Below are 13,053 nucleotides of genomic sequence, written 5' to 3'. Positions count from 1 at the left end.
GGCTTAGGCGCTTTAGCTCAGCCGGTTAGAGCGACGGAATCATAATCCGCAGGTCCGGGGTTCGAATCCCTGAAGCGCCACCAAAATCCGAACGGCCCGAGCATCTGCTCGGGCCGTTTGTCTTTGCAGCGTTGTCTCAACCCTCAGGCGATCGCCACGTCGCCGCTCACGCAGCCACTGGACACATACCATGTACCGCTGTGCACTCCCCCTGGCGCTTGCCGCCAGCTGCTTGGTCGCTCACGCGCAGCAGCACCGCCCCTTCCCCGCCCACGCGCTGCGCGGCGAACTCGTCATCACGCAGTTCCCCGACGCGACCATGAACGGCAAGCCCGTGCGCCTGGCACCCGGCAGCCGCATCAAGGGCGACACCAACCTCTGGGTGCCGCCGGCCGGCCTCACCGGCCAGAAGCTCGTCGTTCACTACACGGTCGAGAGCAGCGGGCTGGTCATGGACGTCTGGGTGCTGAACCCGGTCGAACTCGCCAACAAGCCCTGGCCGGCCACGCCCGCTGAAGCTGCGGCGTGGCAGTTCATCCCCGCCAGCCAGACCTGGATCAAGCCATGACCGACACCTCCAAAAAGGTCTACATCAAGACCTTCGGCTGCCAGATGAACGAGTACGACTCGGACAAGATGGCCGACGTCCTCGAAGCCGCCAAGGGCTACACCCCCACCGACGACCCCGAACAGGCCGACCTCATCCTGTTCAACACCTGCTCGGTGCGCGAGAAGGCGCAGGAGAAGGTCTTCAGCGACCTCGGCCGTGTGAAACACCTGAAGGCCAAGGGCGTCATGATCGGCGTCGGCGGCTGCGTGGCTTCTCAGGAAGGCGCCGCCATCATCGAGCGCGCGCCCTATGTGGATGTGGTCTTCGGCCCGCAAACGCTGCACCGCCTGCCGCAGATGCTGGAAGCCCGCCGCGAGCAGCGCCGCCCGCAGGTGGACATCTCCTTCCCCGAGATCGAGAAGTTCGACCACCTGCCGCCGGCCAAGGTCGAGGGCGCCTCGGCTTTCGTGTCCATCATGGAAGGCTGCTCCAAGTACTGCAGCTACTGCGTGGTGCCCTACACCCGCGGTGAAGAGGTCTCGCGCCCGTTCGACGACGTGCTGACCGAGATCGCCGGCCTGGCCGACCAGGGCGTCATGGAGATCAATCTGCTGGGCCAGAACGTCAATGCCTACCGCGGCAAGATGGGCGACACCAGCGAGTTCGCCGACCTGGCCCTGCTGCTGGAATACGCCGCCGAAATCCCTGGCATCCAGCGCCTGCGCTTCACGACGAGCCATCCGAACGAATTCAGCCCGCGCCTCATCGAGGCCTACGGCAAGGTGCCGCAGCTGGTGAACCACCTGCACCTGCCGGTGCAGCACGGCAGCGACCGCATCCTGATGGCGATGAAGCGCGGCTACACCGCGCTGGAGTTCAAGAGCATCGTGCGCAAGCTGCGCGCCATCCGCCCGGACCTGCGCCTGGCCAGCGACTTCATCGTCGGCTTCCCCGGCGAGACCGATGAAGACCACGCCAAGCTGATGAAGCTGGTGCACGACGTCGGCTTCGACGCATCGTTCAGCTTCATCTTCAGCCCCCGCCCCGGCACGCCGGCAGCTGCCTTGGAAGACACGACGCCCTACGAGGTCAAGGTCAAGCGCCTGCAGGAGCTGCAGGCCGCCATCGAGGCGCATGCGCTGACCATCTCGCAAAGCATGGTCGGCCGCGTCGAGAAGGTGCTGGTGACGGGCAATGCCCGCAAGGACGCCAACGAGCTGATGGGCCGCACCGAATGCAACCGCATCGTCAACTTCCCTGGCGCCCAGCGGCTGATGAACCAGCTGGTGGACGTACGCATCACGACCGCCTTCGCGCATTCGCTGCGCGGCGAGGTCGTGACGACGGAAGACGTGCTCAGCGCCTGAGGCTGAACAGGTACCACTGCGGCAGGGCGACGCCGAGCACCAGCAACGCGTAGCCCACCATCCGGCCGTCGCGCCCCAGCAGCACCAGCGACACGATCACGGCCACAGCACCGCCCACCGAGCCCCAGCCCCACAGCCGCAGCCAGCGCAGCGGCTTCGCCTCGCGCCACCAGGCCAGCTTGATGGCAGCCGCCAGCAGCGCCGCCAGCCCCCAGGCCGGCGCGAACAGGTTGGCGATATGCCAGAAAGCATCCAAAGGGCTCATGCGGGGATTGATCCGTGTCAGGGGCGGCGAAGGCCGCGAATCCTACAATTGCCATCCATGTCGGTCTTCGCTCTCGGCCTGAACCACCACACTGCCCCGCTGGATCTGCGCGGGCGGTTTGCGTTCACGCTGGAGCAGCTCGCCCCGTCGCTGGCTGGCCTTCGCCAGAGGCTGCCGGGCGCGCCGGAGGCCGCCATCCTGTCCACCTGCAACCGCACCGAGCTCTATGTGGCCGCGCCGTCGACCCAGGTGCAGCCCGCCATCGCCTGGCTGGCCCAGACCGGCGGCGTGGAGGCCGGCGCGCTGCGCGAACATGCCTTTGTGATGCAGGGCAGCGCCGCTGCGCGCCACGCCTTCCGCGTGGCCAGCGGGCTGGATTCCATGGTGCTGGGCGAGCCGCAGATCCTCGGCCAGATGAAGCAGGCCGTGAAGGAGGCCGAAGCCGCCGGTGCCCTGGGCACCACGCTGCATCAGCTGTTCCAGCGCAGCTTCTCGGTGGCCAAGGAGGTGCGCAGCTCCACCGAGATCGGCGCCCACTCCATCAGCATGGCCGCCGCAGCCGTGCGCCTGGCCGGCCAGCTGTTCGAGGACCTGGCGCAGACCCGCGTGCTGTTCGTCGGCGCGGGCGAGATGATCGAGCTGACGGCGACGCACTTCGCCGCCCGCACGCCGCGCCACATGGCCGTGGCCAACCGCACGCTGGAGCGTGGCGAGAAGCTGGCCACGCACTTCGGCGCCGAGGCGCTGCGCCTGTCCGACCTGCCCGAGCGCCTGCACGAGTTCGACATCGTCGTGAGCTGCACCGCGTCCAGCCTGCCGCTGATCGGCCTGGGCGCCGTCGAGCGCGCGCTCAAGAAGCGCAAGCACCGCCCGATGTTCATGGTCGACCTGGCCGTGCCGCGCGACATCGAACCCGAGGTCGCCCAGCTGGACGACGTCTACCTCTACACCGTCGACGAGCTGGCCCAGCAGGTACAGACCGCCGGCGAGAAGCGCCAGGCCGCCGTCGAGCAGGCCGAGGCCATCGTCGAGACCGGCGTGCAAGGCTTCATGCACTGGCTGGACCAACGCCACTCGGTGCCGCTGATCCAGGCTCTGCATGCGCAGGCCGACGACTGGCGTGCCATCGAGATGGCGCGCGCCCGCAAGCTGCTGGCCAAGGGCGCCGATGTGGACGAGGTGCTGGACGCGCTGTCCAAAGGCCTCACGCAGAAGCTGCTGCACGGCACGCTGGCCGAGCTGCACGCCAGCGATGGTGAGCAGCGCCTGCAGTTGGCGCAGACCGTCTCGCGCCTGTTCCTGCGCAACAAGCAGTCCTAGCGGCGCTGATCCCCGCCGCCCGGCGCGTCGCTCGCGCCGCATCCTGACTGCTTCTTCGATCGCCGCCCCATGAAAGACTCCCTGCGCCAGCAGTTCGACCGCCTCGGCTTCCGCCTCGCCGAGCTGGACACCATCCTGGCCGACGGCAGCATCGCCGCCGACCTGAAGCGCTACCGCGCCCTGACCCGCGAGCAATCCGAGGTGGCCGGCCTCGTCGAGCGCTACCGCCGCTACCAGGCGCATGAGGCCGACCTGGCTGCCGCGCGCGACATGCTCGCCGACCCCGAGATGGCCGAGATGGCCCGCGAGGAGATCGCGTCCAACGAAGCGGCGCTGGCCACGCTGGACCAGGAACTGCAGCTCGCGCTGATCCCCAAGGACCCGGACGACGAGCGCAACGCCTTCCTCGAGATCCGCGCCGGCACCGGCGGCGATGAGTCAGCCCTGTTCGCAGGAGACCTGGCACGCATGTACCTGCGCTTTGCCGACAGCCAGGGCTGGCGCACCGAGATCCTGTCCGAGAACGTGTCGGACCTGGGCGGCTACAAGGAACTGGTCGTGCGCGTCGAGGGCGACGGCGTCTACGGGCGACTGAAGTTCGAGAGCGGCGGCCACCGCGTGCAGCGCGTGCCGGCCACCGAAACCCAGGGCCGCATCCACACCAGCGCCTGCACCATCGCCGTGATGCCCGAGCCCGACGAGGCCGAGGCCATCACGCTGAATCCGGCCGACCTGCGCATCGACACCTTCCGTGCCAGCGGCGCCGGCGGCCAGCACATCAACAAGACGGACTCAGCCGTGCGCGTCGTCCACCTGCCCACCGGCATCGTGGCCGAGTGCCAGGACGGCCGCAGCCAGCACAGCAACAAGGCCAAGGCGCTGCAGGTGCTGCAGGCGCGCATCCAGGAGAAGGAGCGCAGCGAGCGCGCCGCCAAGGAGGCCGCCACGCGCAAGGGCCTGATCGGCACCGGCGACCGCAGCGACCGCATCCGCACCTACAACTTCCCGCAAGGCCGCCTGACCGACCACCGCATCAACCTGACGCTCTACAAGCTGGGCCAGATCATGGACGGCGATCTAAGCGACGTCATCCAGGGTCTGCTGGCCGCGCAGGCCACCGAGCAGCTGGCCGAACTGGAAGCCGGCCGCGCATGACGGTCGACGACGCCCTCGCCCTGGCCCGCCAGCTGGGCGTCGAGCGCGGCGACGCGCAGACACTGCTGGCCCACCTGACCGGCCAGAACCGCACCTGGCTCATCACGCACGGCGATGCGTCCGTGCCGGATGCTGAAAGCCTGTTGCGCCGCCTGGCCACCGGCGAGCCGCTGGCCCACCTGACCGGCTGGCAGCCCTTCCACGGCCTGACGCTGGCCGTCACGCCGGCCACGCTGATCCCGCGGCCCGACACCGAGGCGCTCGTCGACTGGGCGCTGGAACGCCTGGCCACGCTACCCGGCGAGCCCCGCGTCGTCGACCTCGGCACCGGCAGCGGCGCCATCGCACTGGCCCTCAAGGCCGCCTGCCCGCGCGCGCGCGTCACGGCCGTCGATGCCAGTACTGATGCGCTGGCGGTTGCCCGCGCGAACGGTGAGCGGCTGGCGCTGGACATCGACTGGCGCCACGGCAGCTGGTTCGCCCCGCTGGCCGGCGAGCGCTTCGACCTCATCGTCAGCAACCCGCCCTACATCGCCGGCGACGACCCACACCTGCCCGCGCTGCGTCACGAGCCGATCACGGCGCTGACGCCCGGCGGCGACGGGCTGTCGGACCTGCAGGCGCTGATCAGCGGCGCGCCCAGTCACCTGCACGCGGGCGGCTGGTTGCTGATGGAACACGGCTGGGATCAGGCCGACGCCGTGGCCGCTCGCCTGGCCGCCCAGGGCTTCGCCCACGTGGCGCTGCGCCGCGACCTGGCCGGCCGCGCGCGCGCCAGCGGCGGCTGCTGGCTGGGGTGATCACGCCACATGCGGCACCCGCTCGCGGGTCTGCGTGATGTTTTGCCAGCAGTTCGTCATTCCCTCGCACGAACTGCCGGCGTAGTATCGAACCCCGGTGCCCTCTCGTTCGCACCGCGCAGGAGTCGATCATGTCCCGCCTCGCCCGCGCTGCCATCCTGAGCCTCTCTGCCGTTCTGCCGGCCACCGCCTTCGCCGACCTCACCGCCAGCCCGCGCTGGCAAGCCCGCCTGCAACTCAGCAGCACCGACGCCAACGCCGATGCCACGCCGCGCCTGGGCGGCTCGCGCATCCTGAGCGCCAACCTGCTGGGCGACTACTACCTCACCACCTCGGGCCTGTCCGGCGTCAGCGGTGGCCTGCGCGCCACCGGCGGCGTGCTGCTGGGCGCGACCGCGATCTCGCAAACCAGCAGCGGCCTCGCGCTGGGCGGCGGGCTGCTGTCTGCCGGCAGGCGCAGCATGTCGCTGAGCCGGCTGGACAGCGATGTGCTGGGCCCTGGCAGCAGCCTGTCCTACGTGGGCATCGGCTACACCGGCCGCCTGGAGGGCAGCGGCCTGGCCTTCAGCGCCGACCTGGGCCTGATGTCCGGCACGCTGGGCGGTCTGCGTCTGGGACGCAGCGCGGCCCAGGGCTTCGAGGACGCCATGCGCGACCTGCGCTTCAAGCCCTTGCTGCAACTGGGCCTGGCCTACAGCTATTGAGCCCGGCCGGCCGCCGTCTCGGATAATCCGGTTTTCCTCACAAAACCCGAGATCCCCACATGAGCGACGTTCAGCAACGCATTGACGACCTGGTCAAGTCCAACCGCGTCATGCTCTTCATGAAGGGCACGGCCCAGTTCCCGATGTGCGGCTTCTCCGGCCGCGCCATCCAGATCCTGAAGGCTGCCGGCGCCACCGACATCAAGACCTTCAACGTGCTGGAAGACGAGGCCGTGCGCCAGGGCATCAAGGACTACGCCAACTGGCCCACCATCCCGCAGCTCTACATCAACGGCGAATTCGTCGGCGGCTCGGACATCATGATGGAGATGTACGAGTCGGGCGAGCTGCAGCAGGCGCTGTCGGCGGCCTGATGACTCAGCGACTGGTTGTCGGGCTGACCGGCGCCACCGGCGCGGCCTATGCGCTGCGCCTGCTGCGCCGCGCGCGTGAGCTGGGCGTGGAGACCCACCTCGTCGCCACGCCTGCCGGCATCCTGAACGCTCACCACGAGCTGGGGCTGGACCGCTCCTCGCTGGAAGCCGAGGCCAGCCACGCCCACTCGCCCGGCGATGTCGGCGCGTGCATTGCCAGCGGCAGCTTCTCGACCGCCGCGATGGTGGTGGCGCCCTGCTCGATGAAGTCGCTGGCGGCCATTGCCCACGGCCTGGGCGACAACCTGCTGACGCGTGCCGCGGACGTGACGCTGAAGGAGCGCCGCAAGCTCATCCTGATGGTCCGCGAGACGCCGTTCAACCTCGCCCACCTGCGCAACATGGTGGCCGTGACGGAGATGGGCGGCATCTGCTTCCCGCCGCTGCCGGCCTTCTACCACCATCCCAAGAGCATCGACGAGATGGTCAACGAGACGGTGGAGCGGGTGCTGGAGCTGGCCGGCATTGCACAGGCGCAGCCCAAGGTCTGGACGGGGCTGTAGCACGGCATCGCCCGAGCAGCGCGGCCAATCCCTCGCTGTTGCGGCGTTAGGCCGCGGGCCGGTGCCGCACCATGCCGGCACCATGGTCTCCAGCATCAACAGCGCCCTGCTCGGCTATCTGTCCACCCAGGGGCAGGACAGCAGCAAGGCCGCCGCGTCCAGCGGCAAGTCGGCCACCACCACCCTCTCACCTGCCGCGATGCAGCGGGTGAGCGGCATGACCAGGAACGCCAGTGCCATCCAGGCGCTGGACAACCGCCAAAAGGCGCTTTCCGCCGACCTGCGTGCGGCGATGGAGAAAGCCGGCATCAAGCTGACCGGCGCCATCGAGTTCACCATCAAGAGCGACGGCAGCGTGGACGTCAAGGCCAGCGAGGCCGACAAGGCTGCCACGCAGGCCTTCCTGAAGGCCGACACCAGCCGGCCCTCGTTCGCCACCCGCATCGCGACGCAGGCCAAGGAGGCGCTGCAGCTGTCAACGACGCTGCAGCAGAGCGCCGCCATCTCGCAGGCTGCCAAGGCGGCCCGCAGCACCGGTGGCGTCATGGCGCTCTACACCTCGCTGATGCAGCAGGCTGGCACGGCCAGCGTCAGCTTCTCGGTGTCCGCGACGGCCAGCACGCTGACCTACCCGGGCTCACTGACGGCCCGGGCCTGACCCGTCGCTCAGGGCTTGGCGACCACCAACCCACGCCGCTCGAGCAGCGGCTCGATGCGCGGCTCGCGGCCCACGAGGTTGCGGAACAACACCATCGCGTCCTCGCTGCCGCCACGCGACAGCATCTTGGCGCGCAACGCGTCGCCATTGGCGCGTGTCAGGCCACCCTTGGCCAGCAACCACTCGACGGTGTTGGCATCCAGCACCTCGCTCCAGATGTAGGCGTAATAGCCCGCCGCGTAGCCACCCATGATGTGGCTGAAGTAGGGCATGCGGTAACGCGGCGGCACCGGGGCGAAGGCCACGCCCTCTTCCTGCAGCACGCGGGCCTCGAAGCCCATCAACGCGTCGGCTGCCGGCGCCTGCGCCGCCTGGTGCAGGCGCTGGTCCAGCAGGGCCGACTGCAGGTAGGACAGCGTCGTGTAGCCCTGGTTGAAGCGCTTGGCGCGCGCCACCTTGTCCAGCAGTTCGCGCGGCATGGGCGCGCCCGTTTGGTAATGCTTGGCGTAATTGGCCAGCACGCTGGGCCAGTCGGCCCAGACCTCGTTGACCTGCGAGGGGTACTCGACGAAGTCACGCGGCGTGCGTGCCAGGCTGGGGTAGCGGCTCTTGTTGAACATGCCGTGCAGCGCATGGCCGAACTCGTGGAACAGCGTGTTGACCTCGTCCCAGGTCATCAGCGTCGGCTGGCCGGCCGGCGGCTTGGGGATGTTGAGGTGGTTGGCAATGACCGGCTGCGTGCCCTCCAGCGCGTTCTGGCCCACATAGGCATTCGCCCACGCACCGCCGCGCTTGGCCGGGCGCGCGTACATGTCGGCGATGAAGATGGCCAGCGGCTTGCCGTCGGTGTCGAAGACGTCATAGACCATCACGTCGCTCTGATAGACCGGCAGGTCCGTACACCGCTTGAACGTGATGCCGTACAGCTTCTCGGCGGCGAAGAACACGCCGCGCTCCAGCACGCTGGTCAGCTCCAGGTAGGGCTTGAGCTGGCTCTCATCGAAGCCGTACTTGGCCGCCCGCAGCTTCTCGGCGTAGTAGCTCCAGTCCCAGGCCTGCAGCGCAAAGCTGGGCTGGCCCTTGGCGGCCTGCTCGCGGTCGATGAGCTGCTGCAGCTCGGCCGCCTCCTGCTTGGCCGATGCCAGCGCCGCCGGCGCGAGCTTGCGCAGCAGGGCATTGACGGCGGCCGGCGTGCCCGCCGTTTCATCCTCCAGCACAAACGCGGCCGGCGAGGCATGGCCCAGCAGCGCCGCGCGCTCCTGGCGCAGGGCGATCACACGGGCGACCGTGGCACGCGTGTCGAAGCCATTGCCACGGGCGCCACGATCCACCGATGCCCGGTGCAGGCGCTCGCGCAAGGCACGGTTGTTCAGCGAGGCCTCAAAGGGCTGGATGGTGGTGTTGAGCAGCGCGATGACGTACTTGCCCTCCAGGCCACGCTTCTTTGCGGCCTCGGCGGCAGCGGCGATCTGCGCGGGGCTCAGGCCGTCCAGCTCCTGCACGCTGTCGACCACGACGGCGGAGTCGTTGACCTCGGCCAGCACCGCCTTGCTGAAGCTGGCGCCCAGCGTGGCCAGCTCGGCATTGATGGCCCGCATGCGGGCCTTCTGCTCGTCATTGAGCAGCGCACCGGCGCGCACCATCTCGCGGCGATAGCGCTCGATCAGGCGCTTGGCCTCGGCATTCGGCGCGGCCTTGTCCCGGGCGGCGTACAGCGCTTCCACGCGCGCAAACAGCTTGGGGTTGAGCAGCACCGCGTCGCGCTGCGCGGCCAGCTTGGCGGCGTACTCGGTCTGCAACTGCTGGCGGGCGGGCGTGACATCAGCGCCGATCAGCGCGAACAGCAGCGTCGTCGTGCGGCCCAGCAGCCGGCCGCTTTTCTCCCAGGCCACCAGGGTGTTTTCGAAGGTCGGCGCGGCCGGGTTGTCCGCGATCGCCTGGATCTCGACCAGCTGTTCGGCCATGCCGCGGTCCAGCGCAGGCGCGAAGTGCTCGTCGCGCACCTTGTCGAACTGCGGGTACTGCAGCGGCAGCTGGCTGAGCGTCAGCAGCGGGTTGTCGGCGGGGGCCTGGGCCTGGCTCAGGCCGGCGGCCAGCAGGACGGACAGGAGCAGGGGCGCGAAGCGTTTGGCAGCGGGCATGGCGTGGTGTCTTGTGGACGAAGTCCGCAAGCCTAACCGGCCTGCGCCTGCGGGCCGAAAGCCATGCGCGGACGGCGCGCTAACGCTCGCCGGGCAGCAGCCACTGGCGCCGCGCAGCGAACACGGCGTTGGGGTACTCCGCGCGGCCACGGCTGCCGTTGTAGCGGCCCAGCGCCAGGAACAGGTCGCCCTTCTCGCGGTCCAGGTAGTGGCGCAGGATGACGCAACCGAAGCGCAGGTTGGTCTGCATGTGGAACAGCGTCGAGGCGTTGCCGTCGCCGATCACGCGCGTCCAGAACGGCATGACCTGCATGTAGCCACGCGCGCCGGCCGTGCTGATCGCGTACTTGCGAAAGCCGCTCTCGACCTGGATCAGCCCCAGCACCAGCCCAGGCTCCAGGCCCGCACGCTTGGCCTCGTACCAGACCGTCTCCAGGAACTCGATGCGGATCTGCGTCTCAGTCTTGCGCTTCTTGAGACGCTCGCTCATCTCGCCCAGCCAGCGCAGGTAGGCCACACGCGCGTTGGGGTCGTCGAACCGCGGGCGCGGCGGCGCGGCCTGCGCGATGGAGGCGCTGAGCGCCGAGCGGATGGAGTCGGCCAGCGGCTCCTCCACCTGCGCGCCGGCCCGCGCCAGCAGCGGCGCGCCCAGTCCGCCCAGCAGCAGAAGCCGGCGCTTCAAAGCTTGAGCTTGCCCTTCAGGTGGGCCACGATGTCCGCCACGGCCACCTTGGTCGCTGCCTCGTCACGGCGGCCCTGGTACTCGACCTGGCCTTCCTTCAGGCCGCGGTCGCCCAGCACCACGCGATGCGGCACGCCGATCAACTCCCAGTCCGCGAACATCGCGCCCGGACGCTCGCCGCGGTCGTCCAGCAGCACGTCCACGCCCAGCGCCTTCAGCTCGCCGTAGAGTTTGTCGGCGGCGACCTTGACGTCCTCGCTGCGATCCGCGCCGATGGGGCAGACGACGACAGTGAACGGTGCGATCGAGTCCGGCCAGATGATGCCGCGCGCATCGTGGTTCTGCTCGATGGCGGCGCCCAGGATGCGGGTCACGCCGATGCCATAACAGCCCATCTCCAGCAGCGCGGGCTTGCCGTTGACGTCCAGGAAGGTTGCGTTCATTGCGGCCGAGTACTTGGTGCCCAGGTAGAACACATGGCCCACCTCGATGCCGCGCTGGATGGCCAGCACGCCCTTGCCATCGGGCGAGGGATCACCGGCGACGACGTTGCGGATGTCAGCGACGACATCGGGCTCGGGCAGGTCGCGGCCCCAGTTGGCGCCGGTGAAGTGGAAGTCCACCTCGTTGGCGCCGCAGACGAAGTCGGCCATGTTGGCCACCGTGCGGTCGGCAACGATCTTCAGCGGTGCCTTCAAACCGATGGGGCCCAGGTAGCCGGGCTTGCACCCGAAGTGCGCGTCAATCTCGGCAGCCGTTGCAAAGCGGAAGCCGCCCTTCAGGCCGTCGACCTTGCCGGCCTTCACTTCGTTGAGCTCATGGTCGCCACGCACCAGCAGCAGCCAAACCTGGCTCTTGATGATGGTGCCGTCCTTGTCCAGTTCGTCGGTGGCCAGCACCAGCGACTTGACGGTCTGCGCCAGCGGCAGGCCCAGCAGTTCGGCGACATCCGCGCAGGTGCTCTTGCCCGGCGTAGGCGTCTTGGCCAGCGCCTGGGTGGCAACGCCGCGTTCAGCCGTCAAGGCGACCGCCTCGGCCAGCTCGATGTTGGCTGCGTAGTCGCTGGTGGGGCAGTAGACGATGGCGTCCTCGCCCGTCTCCGCGATGACCTGGAACTCGTGCGAGCGGTCGCCGCCGATGGCACCGGTATCCGCCGCCACGGCGCGGTACTCCAGGCCGAAGCGCTCAAAGATCTTGCAGTAGGCCGCGTACATGTTGTCGTAGCTGCGGCCGGCGGATTCCACGTCACGGTCGAAGGAGTAGGCGTCCTTCATCGTGAACTCGCGGCCGCGCATCAGGCCGAAGCGCGGGCGGCGCTCGTCGCGGAACTTGGTCTGGATGTGATAGAAATTTTTCGGCAGCTGGCGGTAGCTGCGCAGCTCCTGGCGGGCGATGTCGGTGATGACCTCCTCGCTCGTCGGCTGCACGATGAAGTCGCGGCCATGGCGGTCCTTCACACGCAGCAGCTCCGGGCCCATCTTGTCGAAGCGGCCGGTCTCCTGCCACAGCTCGGCGGGCTGGATGACGGGCATCAGGCACTCGACGGCGCCGGCCGCATCCATCTCCTCGCGGATGATCTTCTCGACCTTGCGGATCACCCGCAGGCCCATGGGCATGTAGTTGTAGATGCCCGCGCCCAGGCGCTTGATCATGCCCGCGCGCATCATCAGCTTGTGGCTGACGATCTCCGCGTCCGCGGGCGCTTCCTTGAGGGTGGAGATGAAGAACTGGGAGGCTTTCATGGCGGGGCTGGAATGCGAAGGCCGGGTGAAAACCCGGCCAAGTCACGACAAAAGGGAGAGAAGTCTCCGGGTTAGCGAGGGCGCTACCGCGATCGCGGCCCGATGCAATAATCGAACCAACTAGAGATTTGAGGTTGATTATGCTCGACCGTGAAGGGTTCCGCCCCAACGTCGGCATCATCCTGCTCAACCATCGCAACGAGGTGTTCTGGGGCAAACGCATCAGGACGCATTCGTGGCAGTTCCCGCAAGGGGGCATCAAACACGGCGAGACGCCTGAGCAGGCGATGTTCCGAGAGCTCCACGAAGAAGTGGGGCTCACACCAGAGCATGTGCGCATCCTTGCGCGAACGCGCGACTGGCTGCGCTATGAAGTGCCCGAGCACTTCATCCGGCGCGACGCGCGCGGCCACTACCGCGGTCAGAAGCAGATCTGGTTCCTGCTGCAGATGGCGGGCCGCGATTCCGACGTCAACCTGCGCGCCACCGACCACCCGGAGTTCGACGCCTGGCGTTGGAACGAGTACTGGGTCCCGCTGGAAGCCGTCATCGAGTTCAAGCGCGGCGTCTACGAGATGGCGCTGACCGAGCTCGCCCGCTTTTTGCCCCGCATCAACCACCACAACCGCTATCTGCGCGCCGGCATGCGGCCAGCCCATCGGGAGCGGCACAGCGCGCCCGCGCCGCTGGATGCGGCGCCCGCCAAAAGCGATCCACCGGCCTGAGCTGCCA

The 13,053-nt window shown here is 68.6% G+C and carries 14 protein-coding genes and 1 tRNA gene; 11 read left to right on the top strand and 4 right to left on the bottom strand.

Annotated elements, in window-relative coordinates:
• Positions 1-6: 6 nt before the first annotated feature.
• The 3 genes from NYO99_RS00325 to miaB all read left to right on the top strand — a co-directional run bounded on the left by NYO99_RS00325 (position 7) and on the right by miaB (position 1,917).
• Positions 7-83, top strand: a tRNA-Met gene (locus tag NYO99_RS00325).
• A 107-nt stretch (positions 84-190) separates the two neighbouring features.
• Entirely contained in the window at positions 191-568 is a 378-nt protein-coding gene (locus NYO99_RS00320) for a hypothetical protein (protein WP_268165101.1), read from the top strand.
• A complete protein-coding gene (miaB, locus tag NYO99_RS00315) occupies positions 565-1,917 on the top strand; it encodes a tRNA (N6-isopentenyl adenosine(37)-C2)-methylthiotransferase MiaB (RefSeq protein ID WP_268165100.1) in 1,353 nt (450 codons plus the stop codon). Before NYO99_RS00320 ends, miaB begins: the two co-directional genes overlap by 4 nt.
• On the opposite strand, the gene NYO99_RS00310 is transcribed toward miaB, so the two are convergent.
• Entirely contained in the window at positions 1,907-2,182 is a 276-nt protein-coding gene (locus NYO99_RS00310) for a hypothetical protein (protein WP_268165099.1), read from the bottom strand. The two genes, miaB and NYO99_RS00310, sit on opposite strands and share 11 nt — an antisense overlap.
• A 57-nt stretch (positions 2,183-2,239) precedes the next feature.
• Between NYO99_RS00310 and hemA the strand changes: the two genes are divergently transcribed.
• From hemA to NYO99_RS00275, 7 genes are all read left to right on the top strand, one after another.
• Complete coding sequence (hemA, locus tag NYO99_RS00305) at positions 2,240-3,502, top strand: glutamyl-tRNA reductase (RefSeq protein WP_268165098.1); 1,263 nt, start codon at positions 2,240-2,242, stop codon at positions 3,500-3,502.
• 69 nt (positions 3,503-3,571) lie between these two features.
• Positions 3,572-4,657, top strand: coding sequence for a peptide chain release factor 1 (prfA, locus tag NYO99_RS00300; RefSeq protein WP_268165097.1), 1,086 nt, complete (start codon positions 3,572-3,574; stop codon positions 4,655-4,657).
• Positions 4,654-5,457 carry a peptide chain release factor N(5)-glutamine methyltransferase gene (gene prmC / locus NYO99_RS00295; protein ID WP_268165096.1) on the top strand — a complete coding sequence of 268 codons (804 nt, stop codon included), beginning with the start codon at positions 4,654-4,656 and terminating at the stop codon, positions 5,455-5,457. Before prfA ends, prmC begins: the two co-directional genes overlap by 4 nt.
• A 131-nt stretch (positions 5,458-5,588) precedes the next feature.
• The gene (locus NYO99_RS00290) at positions 5,589-6,161 is read left to right on the top strand and encodes a hypothetical protein (protein WP_268165095.1); all 573 of its coding nucleotides are present in this window, start codon (positions 5,589-5,591) and stop codon (positions 6,159-6,161) included.
• Positions 6,162-6,220: 59 nt separating this feature from the next.
• Positions 6,221-6,535: a Grx4 family monothiol glutaredoxin gene (gene grxD / locus NYO99_RS00285; protein WP_268165094.1), complete on the top strand. Its 315-nt coding sequence runs from the start codon at positions 6,221-6,223 to the stop codon at positions 6,533-6,535.
• Complete coding sequence (locus tag NYO99_RS00280) at positions 6,535-7,098, top strand: UbiX family flavin prenyltransferase (protein ID WP_268165093.1); 564 nt, start codon at positions 6,535-6,537, stop codon at positions 7,096-7,098. Before grxD ends, NYO99_RS00280 begins: the two co-directional genes overlap by 1 nt.
• 82 nt (positions 7,099-7,180) lie before the next feature.
• Positions 7,181-7,756, top strand: a complete 576-nt coding sequence (locus NYO99_RS00275) for a hypothetical protein (protein WP_268165092.1) — start codon at positions 7,181-7,183, stop codon at positions 7,754-7,756.
• Positions 7,757-7,764: 8 nt separating this feature from the next.
• On the opposite strand, the gene NYO99_RS00270 is transcribed toward NYO99_RS00275, so the two are convergent.
• The 3 genes from NYO99_RS00270 to NYO99_RS00260 all read right to left on the bottom strand — a co-directional run bounded on the left by NYO99_RS00270 (position 7,765) and on the right by NYO99_RS00260 (position 12,321).
• Complete coding sequence (locus NYO99_RS00270) at positions 7,765-9,897, bottom strand: M3 family metallopeptidase (RefSeq protein ID WP_268165091.1); 2,133 nt, start codon at positions 9,895-9,897, stop codon at positions 7,765-7,767.
• A gap of 79 nt (positions 9,898-9,976) precedes the next feature.
• Positions 9,977-10,579: a lytic transglycosylase domain-containing protein gene (locus tag NYO99_RS00265; protein ID WP_268165090.1), complete on the bottom strand. Its 603-nt coding sequence runs from the start codon at positions 10,577-10,579 to the stop codon at positions 9,977-9,979.
• Entirely contained in the window at positions 10,576-12,321 is a 1,746-nt protein-coding gene (locus tag NYO99_RS00260) for a proline--tRNA ligase (protein ID WP_268165089.1), read from the bottom strand. Before NYO99_RS00260 ends, NYO99_RS00265 begins: the two co-directional genes overlap by 4 nt.
• A gap of 140 nt (positions 12,322-12,461) precedes the next feature.
• On the opposite strand from NYO99_RS00260, the gene NYO99_RS00255 reads away from it, so the two are divergent.
• A complete protein-coding gene (locus NYO99_RS00255) occupies positions 12,462-13,046 on the top strand; it encodes an RNA pyrophosphohydrolase (RefSeq protein WP_268166430.1) in 585 nt (194 codons plus the stop codon).
• Positions 13,047-13,053: the final 7 nt, after the last annotated feature.

The sequence above is a fragment of the Roseateles hydrophilus genome (genome assembly GCF_026712245.1).
Lineage (GTDB): Bacteria > Pseudomonadota > Gammaproteobacteria > Burkholderiales > Burkholderiaceae_C > Pelomonas > Pelomonas hydrophilus.
Note: the sequence above shows the minus strand (reverse complement) of the source record. Positions and strands in the feature narration are given on the sequence as shown.